16 protein-coding genes are annotated in these 17,448 nt (G+C 36.2%); all 16 read left to right on the top strand.

Features of this window, described 5'->3' with window-relative positions:
- Nucleotides 1–44: 44 nt before the first annotated feature.
- Nucleotides 45–1,316 (top strand): EF-P 5-aminopentanol modification-associated protein YfmF, encoded by a 1,272-nt coding sequence (gene yfmF, locus C7Y47_RS02995; RefSeq protein WP_142507416.1) that lies wholly within the window; start codon nt 45–47, stop codon nt 1,314–1,316.
- Nucleotides 1,313–2,611, top strand: coding sequence for an EF-P 5-aminopentanol modification-associated protein YfmH (gene yfmH / locus C7Y47_RS02990; RefSeq protein WP_142507415.1), 1,299 nt, complete (start codon nt 1,313–1,315; stop codon nt 2,609–2,611). Before yfmF ends, yfmH begins: the two co-directional genes overlap by 4 nt.
- Nucleotides 2,611–3,339, top strand: a complete 729-nt coding sequence (gene ymfI / locus C7Y47_RS02985; RefSeq protein WP_142507414.1) for an elongation factor P 5-aminopentanone reductase — start codon at nt 2,611–2,613, stop codon at nt 3,337–3,339. Before yfmH ends, ymfI begins: the two co-directional genes overlap by 1 nt.
- Before the next feature lie 44 nt (nt 3,340–3,383).
- On the top strand, nt 3,384–3,641 hold the full coding sequence (locus tag C7Y47_RS02980; protein ID WP_132357376.1) for a DUF3243 domain-containing protein: 258 nt from the start codon (nt 3,384–3,386) through the stop codon (nt 3,639–3,641).
- Nucleotides 3,642–3,868: 227 nt separating this feature from the next.
- Nucleotides 3,869–4,657: a DUF3388 domain-containing protein gene (locus tag C7Y47_RS02975; protein ID WP_142507413.1), complete on the top strand. Its 789-nt coding sequence runs from the start codon at nt 3,869–3,871 to the stop codon at nt 4,655–4,657.
- A 25-nt stretch (nt 4,658–4,682) separates the two neighbouring features.
- Entirely contained in the window at nt 4,683–5,594 is a 912-nt protein-coding gene (locus C7Y47_RS02970) for a helix-turn-helix domain-containing protein (RefSeq protein WP_142507412.1), read from the top strand.
- Nucleotides 5,595–5,644: 50 nt separating this feature from the next.
- On the top strand, nt 5,645–6,223 hold the full coding sequence (pgsA, locus tag C7Y47_RS02965; protein WP_142507411.1) for a CDP-diacylglycerol--glycerol-3-phosphate 3-phosphatidyltransferase: 579 nt from the start codon (nt 5,645–5,647) through the stop codon (nt 6,221–6,223).
- A gap of 17 nt (nt 6,224–6,240) precedes the next feature.
- Entirely contained in the window at nt 6,241–7,497 is a 1,257-nt protein-coding gene (locus C7Y47_RS02960) for a competence/damage-inducible protein A (protein WP_142507410.1), read from the top strand.
- A gap of 230 nt (nt 7,498–7,727) precedes the next feature.
- Nucleotides 7,728–8,792 carry a recombinase RecA gene (gene recA, locus C7Y47_RS02955; protein WP_142507409.1) on the top strand — a complete coding sequence of 355 codons (1,065 nt, stop codon included), beginning with the start codon at nt 7,728–7,730 and terminating at the stop codon, nt 8,790–8,792.
- 482 nt (nt 8,793–9,274) lie between these two features.
- Nucleotides 9,275–10,834 (top strand): ribonuclease Y, encoded by a 1,560-nt coding sequence (rny, locus tag C7Y47_RS02950; RefSeq protein WP_142507408.1) that lies wholly within the window; start codon nt 9,275–9,277, stop codon nt 10,832–10,834.
- 197 nt (nt 10,835–11,031) lie between these two features.
- Nucleotides 11,032–11,802: a tyrosine-protein phosphatase gene (locus C7Y47_RS02945; protein ID WP_142507407.1), complete on the top strand. Its 771-nt coding sequence runs from the start codon at nt 11,032–11,034 to the stop codon at nt 11,800–11,802.
- A gap of 191 nt (nt 11,803–11,993) precedes the next feature.
- Nucleotides 11,994–12,980 carry an O-antigen ligase family protein gene (locus C7Y47_RS02940; RefSeq protein ID WP_185903379.1) on the top strand — a complete coding sequence of 329 codons (987 nt, stop codon included), beginning with the start codon at nt 11,994–11,996 and terminating at the stop codon, nt 12,978–12,980.
- A 98-nt stretch (nt 12,981–13,078) separates the two neighbouring features.
- Nucleotides 13,079–13,987, top strand: a complete 909-nt coding sequence (locus tag C7Y47_RS02935) for a glycosyltransferase family 4 protein (RefSeq protein ID WP_142507405.1) — start codon at nt 13,079–13,081, stop codon at nt 13,985–13,987.
- A gap of 53 nt (nt 13,988–14,040) precedes the next feature.
- Nucleotides 14,041–14,793, top strand: coding sequence for a glycosyltransferase family 32 protein (locus C7Y47_RS02930; protein WP_142507404.1), 753 nt, complete (start codon nt 14,041–14,043; stop codon nt 14,791–14,793).
- A 41-nt stretch (nt 14,794–14,834) separates the two neighbouring features.
- A complete protein-coding gene (locus tag C7Y47_RS02925) occupies nt 14,835–16,379 on the top strand; it encodes an oligosaccharide flippase family protein (protein WP_142507403.1) in 1,545 nt (514 codons plus the stop codon).
- On the top strand, nt 16,358–17,377 hold the full coding sequence (locus tag C7Y47_RS02920; RefSeq protein WP_185903378.1) for a glycosyltransferase family 2 protein: 1,020 nt from the start codon (nt 16,358–16,360) through the stop codon (nt 17,375–17,377). Before C7Y47_RS02925 ends, C7Y47_RS02920 begins: the two co-directional genes overlap by 22 nt.
- Nucleotides 17,378–17,448: the final 71 nt, after the last annotated feature.

Below are 17,448 nucleotides of genomic sequence, written 5' to 3'. Positions count from 1 at the left end.
TGTAGTACTTTGTTATATTAAGAAAGATAAGGAGGGTTCTATATATGTTTAAAACAATACCTTTTGCAAAAGGTGTCAATTTGCATATCCGACAAACGACCCAATTTAAAACCGTAAATTTTTCAATTAAATGGAGAAAAGCATTAACGGCGACAAATGCGTCTGAACGTACTGTGTTAACAAATGTTTTGCAACACAGTAATGCTAAATATAAGACAACCGCGGCATTCCGAAGTTTCTTGGATGACTTGTATGGCACAGTGTTATATTTTGATACATCTAAACGTGGTAATGAACATACAGTACTGATGAATGTAGAAGCCGTTAATGATCATTATTTGGCAAATGCAAGTGTTTTAAACGAGGTACTTGATTTATTGCACACAGCAATATTTGAACCGAATTTAGAAAATGATGTATTTAAGGAATCGATTGTGGAACGTGAAAAGAAAACAGTCATTCAGCGTATTGAGTCCATTTTTGACGATAAATCTCGTTTTGCGCAGCAACGCATTCAACAAATATTACGTCCGAATGAACCGGCCTCTATTTCTGCTAATGGAACTGTCGAGGACATTCAAAAAATTACCCCTACATCATTGTTTGAAGCATATCAATCCATGCTTGCTAACGATAAAATAGACATTTATGTCGCGGGTGATATCAATGAAGACGAAATCGTAGCGAAACTAAAAGAAGCGCTACCATTTAATGATCGTACACCTGAAGAAATTCCTGCTGTACTTCCACAACAGCATCCGCAAAATGATTATGTACGTGAACAACAAGAAATGAAGCAAGGAAAGATGCATATTGGCTTTAGTACACCAGTACGATTTGGTGACGCTGATTTCGCCAAAATGCAAATCTTTAACGGCGTATTTGGTGGCTACCCTCACGCCAAATTATTTATGAATGTTCGTGAAAAGGAAAGTTTAGCCTACTATGCGTCTAGCTCATATGCATCACATTATGGCTTAGTCTTTGTTGTATCTGGGATTGAACCAAAGAATGAGGAAAAAGCGTTATCACTAATTAAGGAACAACTTGCCGTTATGCAAGCGGGCGATATTACAGATTTGGAAATAGAGCAAACAAAGGCAATGCTGACGAATCAGCTAAAAGAAGCATTGGATTCTGCTCGAGGACAAATAGAAATTTTTGACCAATATAAAGATTTACCCGAAGAGTTCTCTGTTGAGGCTTGGGCAAGTAAATGGAAAGCTGTGACCAAGCAAGATATTGTTGAAATGGCGAAGCAAGTACAGCTAGAAGCGGTCTATTTCTTAAGTGGGAAGGAGCAAGCCGCACAATGAAAACAATTGAATTCAAACAATTAGATGAAACATTGTATTATGAAAAACTAGAAAATGGCTTAGATGTCTATATATTACCGAAAAAAGGCTTTTCTAAAACTTTTGTAACGTTCACCACAAAATATGGTTCTGTTGACCGTACTTTTGTGCCAATTGGTGGAACTGAAAGCATGACAGTACCAGATGGTATTGCCCACTTCTTAGAGCATAAAATGTTTGAAAAAGAAGATGGAGATGTCTTCCAAAAGTTTAGTGGATTCGGCGCTTCAGCCAATGCCTTTACATCATTTACACGTACAGCGTATTTATTTTCTTCAACTAACAATATTTATAACAGCACAGAAACATTATTAAATTTTGTTCAAGAGCCTTACTTTACAGAAGCAACTGTTAATAAGGAAAAGGGCATTATTGGTCAGGAAATTACGATGTACGACGATCAGCCGGATTGGCGCTTATATTTCGGTACAATCGAAAATATGTATCATAATCATCCAGTAAAAATTGATATCGCTGGTACAATTGAGTCAATTGATGGTATTACTGCCGACCATTTATATACGTGCTACAATACATTTTATCATCCGTCCAATATGTTATTGTTTGTCATTGGTGCAGTAGATCCTAATGAAATGATGACGTTTATTCGTGACAATCAAGACAAAAAAGAATTCCCTGAACCAACACCAATTCAACGCTTTTTCGATCAAGAGCCGACAGAAGTTGCTATCAAACAACGTGAGCTGCATATGGATGTACAAAAACCTAAGGTCTATATCGGCTTAAAAGCAAAAGAAACAAATCTTTCTGGGCGTGACATGTTAAAACATGAGCTGTCTGTTCAAATTGCACTTGAACTTATTTTTGGACGTACATCTAAATTTTATGAGAACGTTTATGATGACGGATTAATTGATGAAACATATGCATTTGATTTCACGTTAGAAAAAGGCTTTGGATTTGCTATGATTGGCTCAGATTCTACAGACCCGGCTGCATTAGAGAAAGCTATTAAGGAAGAATTAGCAAAGTATGATGGAGATGCACATTTTGAAAGTACCGATTTAGAACGAGTAAAACGTAAAAAAATAGGTTTCTTCCTACGTGCACTGAACTCTATTGAATTTATCGCCAACCAATTTACACGTTATTCGTTTAATGAGATGAATTTGTTCGATGTTGTGCCTGTACTAGAAGAACTAACGATTGAAGATTTGAAAAAAGCGTTTTCTTCAGTTCAAGGTGAATCTCAACAAACTGTCTTTAAAATTTTACCTACTGAGAAGGGCGTATAGTGAAAAAGTTTGCGCTCGTTTTAGGTGCATCGGGTGAGATTGGCCGTGCTATTTGTCGAAGTCTGGCAGAAGACGGTTGGTCCATCTACATACACTTTTCAAACAATGAAAAAGCAGCACAGGCTCTATACTGCTCCCTTTCAGAAAGTTTCCCTGCACAGGAGTTTATGCTTGTACAGGGAAATTTTTCGAAAGCGTCCGGGGCACAATTGCTAGCATCTCAAATTTTTAATGTGCAAGCGATTGTCTTTGCAAATGGTCAAGCACATTATTCTCTGCTGGAAGATACTACGGTGGAGGATATGGAGGCATTATGGCGTGTCCATGTACAAAATCCAATGCGTCTTACGGCATTGCTGTCATCAAAGCTACGCGCTCATGATGTCAGCTATGTGCTTTTTATTGGTTCAATTTGGGGAGAGGCTGGATCAGCTGGTGAAGCACTTTACGCCACTGTGAAAGGCGCCCAACATGCTTTTGTGAAGTCATATGCGAAAGAAGCCGCACTGTCACATATTCGTGTTAATGCCATTGCACCTGGTTTTATTAATACCTCGATGAACAGTCATTTAAGCGAAGAGGAGCTTGAATATATTTTAGAGGACATTCCACTAGGTATAACCGGACAAACAACGGATGTTGCTGAAATGGTACGTTTTTATCTTTCTGGAAAAGCAGATTATGTAACGGGACAAGTTATTAGATTAAACGGTGGCTGGTACATATAATGTTCTTTTTCGCACATACTACTTGTGTAAAGGAGGAGGAACATATGACTATTTTAGAAAACTGGCAAAAATGGACTTCGTTTTTAGGTCAAAACGTTATGCGAGCAGAATCAAGCGGTATGCCATCGCAAATGATTCAACAAGCTGCTGTACAAATTGGAGAATATTTGGCGACAAATGTCGATCCTAAAAATGAACAAGAGCGAGTGCTGTCGGATTTATGGGGCGTTGCCTCTGAAGAGGAAAAACACGCACTGGCGAATTGTGTCGTTAAACTTGTACAAAATAAACATGTACAGTAAAACAAAGAGGAGAGTTATCTCCTCTTTTTTCTATATAAAAAAGCAATTTTTACATAGAAAAGGGAACGTATGTAAGCCTATTTCGTACGTTAAAAAAAAAAATAGTAAGTTTTTAAAAATAACCTCATAATTCCATGTATTCTAACTTTCCATTACATAAAAAATCAGCTATGATGGAACTTATAAAGGATTTTTTACGTTAACTAATAGGAAGGGAACGAGTGTGTTTGAGCGATTGGTACTTTGAATATGAAATTCAGGTGAATCGCCCTGGATTATTAGGAGATATTGCTTCACTTTTAGGGATGCTTCGTGTCAATATTATTTCAATAAATGGTGTCGATGAGGATCGACGTGGTATGTTAGTGCATACAGACAACGATGAAACAATTGAGCGTTTTCGTACAATTGTTTCGACAATGGAACATATTAACGTTACCAAATTTCGACAACCTAAGCTCCGTGATCGTTTAGCCATTAGGCACGGTCATTATATTCCTCGAGATGCAGATGAAAAAAATACCTTCCGCTTCGTACGAGATGAACTTGGTATTTTAGTTGACTTTATGGCTGAGCTATTTAAAAAAGACGGGCATAAGCTTATTGGGATTCGTGGAATGCCTCGTGTTGGAAAAACTGAATCAATTGTAGCGGCAAGTGTATGTGCCAATAAAAAATGGATTTTTTTATCGTCTACAATGATTAAGCAGACTGTTCGCAATAAACTTGCTGGTGATGAATTCAGTGACAATAATATTTTTATATTAGATGGCATTGTGACACGTCGTTCATCTGATGAGCGACATTTGCAACTAGTGCGTGAAATGATGAGTATGCCTTCCATTAAGGTCATCGAGCATCCAGACATGTTTGTTCAGCATTCAGAATATAAGATAGAGGATTTTGATTATATCATTGAATTGCGTCATCACCCAGATGAAGAAATTACGTATGAAATAATGGAAAAAAGCCAAATGATGTCCGAATCTAATTCATTTGGTGGATTTAATTTTTAATTTGATATTAAAGTAGGTGTTATGAGTGGCAGAATTAGGGACTCGACTGAAAGAGGCGAGACTGTCTAAAGGCTACAGCTTAGACGATTTACAAGAAATAACGAAAATTCAAAAGCGTTATTTAATAGGTATTGAAGAGGGTAATTATTCGATTATGCCTGGTTCGTTTTATGTACGAGCTTTTATTAAACAATATGCTGACGCTGTTGGTTTGGACGCAGAGGAGCTTTTAGAAACTTATAAAAGCGAGCTACCAGGTACTCCAAACAATCAAGTAAGTCAATCCATGACGAGTAGCCCAAGTAGAAGAAAAGTTTCGAAAGGTCCTTCTACTAAAATGATGGAGGCAATGCCGAAAATAACCGTTGGTTTATTTATCATTGTCATTATTGTGGTGATTTGGGTGCTAATGCAGTCTAAAAATAAAGTAGTGCCAGATGATGCTATAGGCGATACTCCATCGGAAATAGAATATGATACAAAAGTAAAACCAATAGATACAGAAAAAGATAAAGAGCAAAAAAAAGCTCAAACAAATAACAAACAAGACTCAGCAGATTCAAAAGATTCAGCACAGGAAACACCTGACGAAAAGCAAACTGAAGAGGTTAAGCAATCGATTTCAGCTGGGGTTATTGAAGCAGATCGCGCGACAACTTCTTATACGTTAACAGGTACAGAAGCATTTAAAATACGTATTGAAGTATCAGGTCCTACATTTATCGGTATTCGTAACCAACAGCAACAAGAATTACTGTCAGATACTCGTGTATATAATGCAGGAGAAGTAGTAGAATTCGACGCAACATCTCAAAATTACGCCCGTATCCGCTTAGGTAATTCAGCGCAAGCTAAAGTATACATTAATGACGAGCCTTTAACGTATGCACAGCAAATTGTAACGCAAAACATCGTCATCAATTTCAATAAAGAATAGTAGTCATCTACCGATGACTACTTTCTTTCATCATGAAAGGTGTTAGAAAAATGAACATTCCAAATAAAATTACCATCTCTCGAATCTTACTTATTCCGTTTTTTGTCATTGTTATGATGTTTGATTTTGGCTGGGGAACAATGTCACTATTCGGTGCGACGATGCCTGTTCATCATTTTGTAGGTGCACTCATTTTTATTATTGCTTCAGCGACTGATTGGGTGGATGGTTTTTATGCACGTAAGTACAATCTTGTGACGACATTTGGGAAATTTTTAGACCCACTTGCTGACAAGTTGCTAGTTTCAGCGGCTTTTATTTTAATGGTAGAGCTTGATATGGCGTCTGCATGGATAATAATCATTATTATTAGTCGTGAGTTTGCAGTTACTGGCCTTCGTTTAATATTGGCAGGTGAAGGAGAAGTTGTTGCGGCCAACCAGCTTGGCAAAATTAAAACGTGGGCTCAAATTGTGGCCATTGGTGCAGCACTTTTACACAATACAATTTTTACACTTATCGGTCTTCCATTCGATAAAATTATGCTATATATTGCATTGTTCTTTACGCTATGGTCTGGATGGGATTATTTCTATCTAAATCGACGTGTCTTACTTGAGTCTAAATAAGAGAGGTCTTGAGGGTCATGAATGCTGAAATTCTTGCAGTTGGCTCAGAGTTATTGCTTGGTCAGATTGCGAACACAAATGCAAGATTTATTTCTAGTCAGTTGTCCGAGTTGGGAATAAATGTGTATTATCACACTGTTGTTGGAGATAATGCACAACGTTTGGAAGAGGCTATTTCCATTGCAGAGACTCGTGCTGATTTAATCATTTTCTCTGGTGGGCTTGGGCCTACAAAGGATGATTTAACAAAGGAAACGATTGCGCGTCATCTGGACGTTTCTCTCGAATTTGATGATATCGCACTGGCTAATATTGAGCAGTTTTTTGCAAAACGAGGACGTCCAATGACGGATAATAATCGTAAGCAGGCTTTAATACTAGCGGGTAGTGAGGTGCTTGCAAACCATCACGGTATGGCACCTGGCATGATAGTAACTAAGGATGAACGTACGTATATTTTACTGCCGGGGCCACCTAAAGAGCTTGAGCCAATGTTCCAGTTTGAAGCAAAGCCAAAGCTTGGTGCGATGTTAAACGCTGGAGGGGTAATTACATCGCATGTTATGCGTTTTTATGGAATTGGAGAGGCGGAGCTTGAGGTTCGTGTCCAACATATTTTAGATTCGCAAACAAATCCAACTGTTGCTCCACTTGCTTCTGACGGCGAGGTTACATTGCGTGTAACAGCTAAAGCAGAAACGGAGCAAGAAGCGCAGCATCTTATTGCCGCAAAGGTAACAGAGATTCAAGCGCTTGTTGGGGACTATCAATACGGTATAGATGACGATTCTCTTGCCTCTAAAACAGTAGAAATGTTACTAGATAATAAGTTAACAATTTCGGCAGCAGAAAGTTTAACAGCAGGATTATTTCAGTCAGAACTTGCTGAAATACCGGGTGTAGGGGATGCCCTTGTTGGTGGCGTTGTTACGTATACGGAAGAGGCTAAAATTAAGCAACTCGGTATTTCAAAAGAATTTTTAGCTACACATGGGATTGTAAGCAGTGAATGTGCGGCGGCTATGGCTAGTGCTGTATGTAAAAAGTTTGATACGGATATTGGTATTGGATTAACAGGTGCGGCAGGTCCTACAGCCCATGATCATCAACCAGCGGGGACGGTTTGGATTGGTATTGCTATTGGCGATGAAAAACCAATAACGTATTTACTTCATTTATCAGGTATGCGCAATACAAATCGACTGCGCGCGGCGAAATTTACTTGTCATTATTTAATGCAACTTTTGGAAGAAAGAGGCTTTAAAAAACGTTAATCAATTATCCCTCGGCAAACTTGTAGCTGACGCTTTGCTTTCGCTACAGAAAATATTGCTGAAAGAAGTTAAATATGTTGAAAATAAAAATTTGGGTAATGGAAAGTTACCCAAATTTTTATTTTGAAGAAAAACGAATAAACGTTCGCTTTTTTCTTGCGTCTTCTCTCAAAAACAAGTATAGTAGAGATAGAGAAAAACAGTGAACAGTTTTCAAAGGAGGAAAATGAATGAGTGATCGTAAAGCTGCCTTAGAACAGGCGTTAAAACAAATTGAAAAGAATTTTGGTAAAGGTTCCATCATGAAACTTGGTGAAAAGACCGATTTAGAAATCGCTACATCTTCAAGTGGTTCGCTAGCACTTGATGCTGCATTAGGTGTTGGTGGCTATCCACGTGGACGTATTATTGAAGTATATGGCCCAGAATCATCAGGTAAAACAACGGTTGCTCTTCATGCCATTGCAGAAGTGCAGGCAAATGGTGGACAAGCAGCGTTTATCGATGCTGAGCATGCGTTAGATCCAATATATGCACAAAAATTGGGTGTCAATATTGATGAGCTTCTATTATCTCAACCAGATACAGGAGAACAAGCGCTTGAAATCGCTGAGGCATTAGTACGTAGTGGCGCTATCGATATCATCGTTATTGACTCCGTAGCAGCATTAGTTCCGAAAGCGGAGATCGAAGGAGATATGGGTGATTCGCATGTTGGTTTACAAGCACGTTTAATGTCTCAGGCTTTACGTAAGCTTTCAGGTGCGATCAATAAATCGAAAACGATTGCTATTTTCATTAACCAAATTCGTGAAAAAATCGGTGTCATGTTCGGAAACCCAGAAACAACACCTGGTGGTCGTGCACTTAAATTCTACAGCTCAGTACGTTTAGAGGTTCGTCGTGCGGAAGCTATTAAACAAGGCAATGACATTATGGGTAACCGTACAAAAATTAAAATTGTGAAAAACAAAGTAGCGCCACCATTCCGTACAGCTGAAGTTGATATTATGTACGGTGAAGGGATTTCAAAAGAGGGCGAAACAGTTGATTTAGGTGTTGAACTAGACATCGTTCAAAAAAGCGGTTCTTGGTATGCTTACGGTGATGAGCGCCTAGGTCAAGGTCGTGAAAATGCTAAACAATATTTAAAAGAAAATCCAGCAGTACTAGACGACATCGCAAATAAAATTCGTGCTTCTTACGGTATTGCATCTTCAGCTTACACAATTGCTGCGCATGATGAAGAGGAAGATATGGATGAGGAATTAAAGCTTCTTCTTGAAGATGAATAATATAAATGCATTGTTCCCACTCTTTATAGTGAGAGCAATGCATTTTTTTATTTACACATACTGGAGAATGCGGTTTTGTTGTTAGGTTATCCATATATTCTTCGAAAGTCATGAATGACATTTTTATAAAAATAATTCCTAAGTACTGCTTCTACGCATTAATGATAAAAGATAAAATAAGCGTTAGTGTAAAAAGCATTAGGTAATTAATTCTCCTAATGGATATGACTTACTTTTTTTCTTGAGAGGGCGAACAGATGCCCGACTATCCTTGACAGAGTTTAAGGCTAGCTATACAATTAAAAATGTATAATTTCTGAATTATGACTTTAAATAGGCAGTACATTCTGACTTCATTTATAATGGCTTTTGAAGATCTATTAAATGAAGACTTTGGCAGATGTCTATTATTATGCCAAGGCGAAATTGATGTATGCGCCGACTGAAACTGTAATACCCAAATAGCAAGAGGAGGTGTTCATATGGATGGAATTACTATCATCTCCGCTTTGCTTGGACTCATCGTTGGTGCCGCTGTTAGCTATATCTACATGAAAAAAGTGAATGACTCAAAAATCACTGGTGCTAAACATGTCGCTGAAACAATCGTTGAAGAAGGAAAACGAGAAGCGGAGGCATTGAAGAAAGAAGCACTACTTGAAGCCAAAGATGAAACTCACAAATTTCGTACTGAAGCAGAAAATGACATTCGTGAACGTCGTTCAGAACTTCAGAAACAAGAGAACCGTTTATTGCAAAGAGAAGAGAATCTTGATCGCAAAGATGATGCTCTAAATAAGAGAGAAGCAGGTTTAGAGCGTAAAGAACAAGCTCTAAGCGAAAGACAACAGCATATTGAACAGATGGAAAGCAAAGTGGACGAGCTCGTTGCCTCGCAAAAATCAGAGCTAGAGCGAATTTCTGCTTTAACTAGAGATGAAGCAAAAGCTATTATCTTAGGAGAAGTAGAAAAAGAGCTAACAACTGATATTGCTGTGATGACGAAGGAAGCTGAGACACGTGCGAAGGAAGAATCAGATAAAAAAGCACGTGAAATTTTATCACTGGCACTGCAACGTTTTGCAGCAGATCATGTTGCTGAAACAACAGTATCTGTCGTGAACTTGCCAAATGATGAAATGAAAGGTCGTATTATTGGTCGTGAAGGTCGTAACATCCGAACTTTGGAAACGTTAACAGGTATAGATTTAATAATTGATGATACTCCAGAGGCGGTTATTTTATCAGGCTTTGATCCGATTCGTCGTGAAACGGCTCGACTTGCACTTGAAAAACTTGTACAGGATGGCCGCATTCACCCTGCTCGAATTGAGGAAATGGTCGAAAAATCTCGTCGTGAAGTGGATGAACAAATCCGCGAAACAGGGGAGCAGACAACATTTGAAATTGGCATTCATAATTTACATCCAGATTTAATGAAGATTTTAGGCCGCATGAAATATCGTACAAGTTATGGACAAAACGTCCTAAAACATTCCATTGAGGTCGCATATTTATCAGGCTTGCTCGCTGCTGAACTTGGTGAAGATGTAGCATTAGCTCGCCGTGCAGGCTTATTACATGATATTGGTAAGGCAATTGACCATGAAGTTGAAGGTAGCCATGTCGAAATCGGTGTGGAATTGGCAACAAAATACAAGGAACATCCGGTCGTTATAAACAGTATTGCTTCACACCATGGTGATACAGAAGCAACATCTGTCATCGCGGTATTAGTGGCTGCAGCTGATGCATTATCAGCAGCTCGTCCAGGTGCTCGAAGTGAGACGCTTGAAAACTATATCCGCAGACTTGAAAAGTTAGAGGAAATTTCTGAAAGCTATGATGGCGTAGAAAAATCCTTTGCGATTCAGGCTGGTCGTGAAATCCGTATAATTGTACAACCTGAAAAAATTGATGACTTAGCTTCACATCGCTTAGCGAGAGATATCCGTAAGCGAATTGAAGAAGAACTTGATTATCCAGGTCATATTAAAGTAACGGTTATTCGTGAAACACGTGCCGTGGAATATGCGAAATAATTGTAATACAGAAACGTCTTTTACTCGAAATAGAGTAAAAGACGTTTTTTTTAGTAACTTGGTTGTAGGTGAGCTACTGTCATATTTATCGTGAAATGGCATATATACAATAAGTACCTTTATTTATAATCAATTAGATTTTTACTAAATTGGTGAAAACGTTTAGGCGACGAATTGGGATAGGGAGATGATAGAGCATGGTTGATATTCACAGTCATTTATTATACGGAGTTGACGATGGACCACAACAACTTGCAGAGTCACTGCAAATAATAGAACATGCTGTGATGCAAGGCATAACAGCCATTATTACTACCCCTCATGCCAAACATCCAATATACGATGTGTCATATGAAAATGTATTACATCAAGTACATACTTTACAGCTAGAAATAGCAAAAAGAGCATGGCCAATCAAAATATTTCCTGGACATGAAGTGCACATAAATGAAAATATTTTAGAATATAGCACAACTAAACAGCTTCATATGTTGGCAAACTCAAACTATCTATTACTGGAATTACCTTCGGAAACGATACCTTTTTATTGTAAAGAAATGATTAAGTTATTAGTAGCATCAGGTATTACCCCCATTATTGCACATCCTGAGCGAAATAGAGCTATTCAACAAAATGTAGCACTTCTTGAACAATTAATTCGTGAAGGGGCATTAGCACAAATTACAGCGGGTAGCATTACTGGGCATTTTGGAAAAAAAACCCAACTGTGTGCAATGAATTTAATAGAAGCAAGACTTGTTCATACGTATGGCTCAGATGTCCATAATATGTCTACAAGACCACTGCTTTTTGAAGCTGGGTTAGATTACTTGGAGAAAATGAAACAGCTGGATATGGTCAACCTTTTCCTTGAAAACAATGAGCGTGTTTTAGAAAATAAGCAGCTATTAATTGCAGAGCCAATCGTTATAAGCGAAAGAAAATGGTGGCATCTTTTCACAAAATAAATACGAAATAAAGCAATAGTGGGGTGATGAAAGTGCGGTTTTTTATACTAACAATGTGTATGAGCGTATTATTACTCTCTAGTGCATTATCTTATGAAATACCCATACTAATTTACTTTACTGTCTTTTTTTCCATCTTTCCAATCATCCTTTTTATCTATAATCGCAACGCAAATATTCGTAGAATGTATGTGAGCGATTTATTTTTCTATCTATTTATTATTTGTGGGCTCATAAGTACTTTAGCCAATTCAGATATGGGATCACTTAAGAATATTGTATGTATGCTTGTGATGTATATAGGGTTATCGATTATATATAACTCTTTTCAAACATCTACTTTACATGTACTAGCAATTAGTATTTGTATCTCACATCTCATTATTTTACTTTTATCTTTTTTCATGAATCGAGTTGTTTTCAACGCATTTGCAGGGATTTATAGCAACCCGAACATGATGGGATTGGTCATGGCATTATTTGCAGTCGTATTACTAGCTGGGGCTGTTCAATATTTTCAGGTTGATACGAAAAAAGTTACAATCGTATTCCTAGTAAGCCTATTCTTTTTTGTTTTTTATACTATTTTACTAACACAAAGTAGAACGGCTGCCATCACCGTACTAATCGGTGTCATAATGAGTATAACCATGTTAGCTATTCAAAACACTTCAAGTATTAGAATAGTAGGCGCACTCGTTTCAGTTCTATGTGTACTAAGTATGATATTCATTTTTAGTCTAAGTAAATTTCCGATACTAAACGAAGCAGTTCAAAATATTGTAGGGAAATTTCAGCGAAAATCTGCTGATATATCTGATGGACGAATGGCTATTTGGCAAAACATAATAAAAGATTCCACATTATTTGGGCATGGAGAGAATTATCATGTTGGCCAATTGGATGCACATAATACTTTTATCGCCCTATTAGCTCAGTATGGTTGGTTGGCGGTTACATTTTTTCTATTATTCGTAGCAACATTAGTATGGAATGCATTTTCTTTTGCCCAAAAAAAAGTAAAGCATGCGAAAATGCTACAACTATTACCATTTTTAATACTTATCACCTATATTCTACTTTCAATGACGGAAATAATTATTTATACAACGCCGATAATGATCGTTTTATTTGTTCTTTCTGGCAATTCATTTACCTATCATAAAACTCATAATTGATAGTTCAAATATGAATAAAACGAGAATCAAAGTAATAAAAATAGTAAAAAGACCAATTTAATGAAAAATAGCGTTTGTAAAAAGGAGGGATAATCTATTTGAAGATTGGATTTGTCAATAGCGGAAAATCATTTTTACCAGAAATCTCAGCCTATGTAGCATATTTAAATCAGCAGGATAATATGGAAGCTATAACCATTTTAACAGCGGAGATGAATGAAATTCCGATAGCCAATATAGATTTATTATGGAAATTTACTGGTTTAGATATTAAAAAATATTCAAGCGAGACAAAGATTATCCATGAATATAATTCGTTATCAATTGGTCACTTTGCGATGTTGAAAAATTATGTAAAAAAGACATGTAATATTAAACCGCATGGTCGCATATTTTTGAATGAACTTGTAGAAAAGGATTTAAAGATGAAGGGCAATATTCCAAAAATTCATCGAGATATGGGAATATCAAAAGACTTTTTTATAAAAACGTCAAAAAAAGAGTACGATTTTGTATATGTTGGTGATATGGGACATGGAAGAGGTATCGATCATGCGCTAAAGCCCTTTACGACAACTTTAAAAGATAACACTATTTTATTAATAGGAAATCCAACAAATGAATTATATAAATCTTTCAAAGACTATAAAAATATTATCTTTTCAGGATCGCTTCCTTATCATGAAGTTCCTCTTCTAGCGTCAAAAGCAGAATACGGTCTGAATTATATACCAGATGTGTACCCCTTTAATTTACAAGCTTCAACAAAGCTCCTCGAGTACTGCGCATTAGATTTGAAAATTGTTTCGACTGATTATCCTTGGGTCAACAATTTTGAACAGAAAACACAAGGGCGCTTTTTTAAATTACACCGAAATTTAGCAAACTTAACGATGACAAATTTAAATAGCTTTGAATTTGTGACGCCAGATGTTAGTTATCTAGAGTGGAACCTATTGTTAGATAGGGTAAAACTGATAGAGTTTATCAAATTAGTAATGGGATAGTTTGATAGGTGATATGCATTAATTTATTTGCATAACAGAAAGGAAATTGTATAATGATCCCTAAAAAAATTCACTTCTGTTGGTTTGGAGAAAATCCTTACCCACAGGTAGTTGAAGCGTGTATTGCCTCATGGCAAAAATTAATGCCTGACTATGAATTAATTGAATGGAATGAAAAATCATTTGATATTCAATCCAATCAATTTGTACAAGAAGCCTACGAATCTAAAAAATATGCTTATGTAGCTGATTATGTAAGGTTATTTGCACTATATACACAAGGTGGCATTTACTTGGATACAGATGTTGAAGTTGTGCAATCGTTAACACCCTTTTTATCCCATCGGGCATTTACTGGCGGAGAAAGTAGTGATACATGTGTAACTGGTATTATGGGTGCAGTAAAGGGGCATCCGTGGATTAAGTTGCTACTGGATTATTATGAAGATAAAAGCTTTTATACGGAACAAGGCCAACAAACAAATACTGTCATCATTACGGATTTAACGAGAGAAAAATATGGATTTACAGAGTCAAATCAACATAGCCAATTGGATGACGATCTACACATTTATCCATTTGAATATTTCTGTTCGAAAGACTTCGAATCAGGAGAGATTAACCAAACTGTTAATACTTTTACAATCCATCATTTTAATGGGTCATGGTTGTCAGAAGAACAAAAAAAACGACATAAAAAAGTCATGCGATATAAATATGCAATAAACAAATTATTTGGACCGAATGCTTTTGATATGTTAAATAAAACACGTAAAAAATTAAATGGTACAAAGATTTTCGAGTAAAGTGTAATCCATAAATGGACTAGTGGAGGCAAGATGGACTAATGAAGGAAATTCGGATGGGTGCTATTCTCTCTTACTTATCTATTTTTTGTACATTTATTGTGGCAATTGTGTTTACCCCTATTATGATTCGAATTCTTGGTCAAGAAGAATACGGATTATACACATTAATGACAGTTTTTGTTGGGTATTTAACTATATTAGATTTTGGTTTAGGGAATGCAATTATTCGTTATATTTCTAATAATCGAGTAGCAGGCGATAAGGAGATGGAAGCTAGACTAAATGGCTTTTTTCTGCGGCTTTTTTCGATTATAGGTGTTTTCACCCTTGCCATTGGTTGTGTTATGTATTTCCAAGTTGAGACAATTTTTGGACAAAGCTTATCTTCCTTGCAAATCGAAAAGGCAAAAGTAATGGTTATGGCGATGATCGTAAGCTTTGCCTTGCAATTTCCATTAAGTGTTTTCTCTTCTATACTTAAGGCCTATGAAAAATTCATACTAATTAATTTAACTTCATTTATAAAAGTAATAGTACAACCGTTACTGATGTTGTTTTTCTTGTTACAAGGTGCAGATGCATTGGTGATGATTTTTATTGTAGCTAGCTTAAATGTATGTGTATTAATAATAAATTCTGTAATCTGTATGAAAACTTTGAAAGTACGATTTATATTTTCTGGTTATAACTCTGGCCTTATGAAAGAAATATTTGTCTATTCATTTTTTCTATTTGTGACAGTCATAGTGGACAAAATTTATTGGCAAACTGACCAAGTATTACTCGGGATTATTAAAGGAACAGAAGATGTAGCGGTTTATGGGATTGCTATACAATTTATTATGATTTTTATGGCACTAGCACTTGCAATCAGTGATTTGTATTTGCCAAAGATTTCAATGTTAGTGACACAAGCGAATGGCCTAATAGAGATTAACCGGTTATTTGTCAATGTTGGTGCCATTCAGCTAATGATTCTTGGCTATGTACTAAGTGGCTTTTTTTTATTTGGTAAAACTTTCATCTCACTATGGATAGGTGATGAATATTTAATTGTCTATCCTATCGTACTGATCATCATGTTGCCTTTTTCTGTCGATTTAATTCAAAATATAGGGCTAAGTGTGTTAAAGGCAAAAAACATGTTTAAGTTTCGAACGGTTTTATTAATCATACTTGCTAGCATAAATATTATTCTATCTATTCCTGCCATCTATTTTTACGGGGTTATTGGAACAGCTATTATAACGGCTTTATCATTATTTATTGGGAATGTATGTATTATCAATGTTTACTATGCAAAAAAAATACACCTAGATATTAAAAGATTTTGGCTACGCATTAGTAAGCTTTTCATAGCTATTGTTATTGCGTCCCTTTTAATGAAAGGCATTATTATTGTTTTCCCACTTACAAATACCTGGTACATTCTAGGACTATATATTGCTTTATACAGTATTATTTTCGGTATATCTTTGTTCACATTTGGTATTCCCACTTCTGATAGAAAATACTTGATTCGAAAAGTGAAAATGCTCAGCCTAGCTGGAGGGATGAAATTTTGGGGTCAGAAATCCTCGTAACAGTTATTATACCGGTATATAATGCAGCACCATATTTAAAGAAATGTCTAGCAAGTATTTGCCAACAAACGTTAAAGTCAATCGAAATTATTACGATTAATGATGGCAGTACTGACGAATCCCTTTCTATTTTACAGCAATTTGCCTTACAAGATCAGCGAATTATCATTCATAATAAAGCAAATGGTGGGGTTAGTCATGCAAGAAATAGAGGGATTGACCAGGCAAGAGGTCAATACGTTACGTTTGTCGATGCGGATGATTGGATAAAGCCTTCTATGTTGGAACGTTTATATAGCGCTATTAAAGAATCAGGAACTGAAATAGCTAAATGTGATATTTTTGTAGATGGAAAAAACGGTGGTAACTGTTTGAATTATCCCTCAACAGTAAATGAACTTTTTGATCCTCAGGAATGTTTACATTTATTATTTACTGAATTTAATGAAAAACATTTCGGTTTTGCTTGCTGCAAATTGTATTCTAAAGTTTTTCTTGATAAGTTTGGAATTCGATTTGAAGAGGATATGAATTTTTCTGAAGATGTTTTATTTATAACAAAAGCTATCTCAAAGAGTAAGGCAATTTGTTATGTGCCTCAGCAACTGTATCATTACAATGTGTTGACACAGCAATCATTAACGAGAGGCTATCGTATGAATGGAAGAGAAAAATATGATGTAATCTATGAACGTGTTCGTGAGACATTAGTAGCTGAAAATATTTTTACATCTATTGAAACTAGTTTTAACGGATATGTATTTTCAGGTTTAGTAAATTTAACGCTTCATATGCGGGATTCCCCATATAAGGGGCTCCATTTATTAAGAGCGATTAAAGAAGAAATAGTCAGTTTTGTTGATGACTACCCTCATGTTCTCGAGTTAAAACCAATAAAATTTTCATTGAAAAAAAAGCTCTATTATCAGCTGTTGAAAAAAAATGCTGTATCTACGCTAGCATTTTTCATTTTTTTATCTATAAAGAAAACTGACTAAAAAGGTCTTGAAGTCATTTTCACTAAATATTGACACTATCTAGGAATAACATAGGGCATAAATTTATATAT

The sequence above is a fragment of the Lysinibacillus sphaericus genome (assembly GCF_006864135.1).
Lineage (GTDB): Bacteria > Bacillota > Bacilli > Bacillales_A > Planococcaceae > Lysinibacillus.
This window is presented reverse-complemented; position numbering and strand designations above follow the sequence as displayed.

What these genes read in the sequence shown, in the direction of transcription:
- C7Y47_RS02925 (WP_142507403.1), top strand. Translation starts at nt 14,835, where the DNA reads ATGAAGGAAATTCGGATGGGTGCTATTCTCTCTTACTTATCTATTTTT.
- yfmH (WP_142507415.1), top strand. Translation starts at nt 1,313, where the DNA reads ATGAAAACAATTGAATTCAAACAATTAGATGAAACATTGTATTATGAA.
- C7Y47_RS02960 (WP_142507410.1), top strand. Translation starts at nt 6,241, where the DNA reads ATGAATGCTGAAATTCTTGCAGTTGGCTCAGAGTTATTGCTTGGTCAG.
- pgsA (WP_142507411.1), top strand. Translation starts at nt 5,645, where the DNA reads ATGAACATTCCAAATAAAATTACCATCTCTCGAATCTTACTTATTCCG.
- C7Y47_RS02980 (WP_132357376.1), top strand. Translation starts at nt 3,384, where the DNA reads ATGACTATTTTAGAAAACTGGCAAAAATGGACTTCGTTTTTAGGTCAA.
- C7Y47_RS02930 (WP_142507404.1), top strand. Translation starts at nt 14,041, where the DNA reads ATGATCCCTAAAAAAATTCACTTCTGTTGGTTTGGAGAAAATCCTTAC.
- yfmF (WP_142507416.1), top strand. Translation starts at nt 45, where the DNA reads ATGTTTAAAACAATACCTTTTGCAAAAGGTGTCAATTTGCATATCCGA.
- recA (WP_142507409.1), top strand. Translation starts at nt 7,728, where the DNA reads ATGAGTGATCGTAAAGCTGCCTTAGAACAGGCGTTAAAACAAATTGAA.
- rny (WP_142507408.1), top strand. Translation starts at nt 9,275, where the DNA reads ATGGATGGAATTACTATCATCTCCGCTTTGCTTGGACTCATCGTTGGT.
- C7Y47_RS02945 (WP_142507407.1), top strand. Translation starts at nt 11,032, where the DNA reads ATGGTTGATATTCACAGTCATTTATTATACGGAGTTGACGATGGACCA.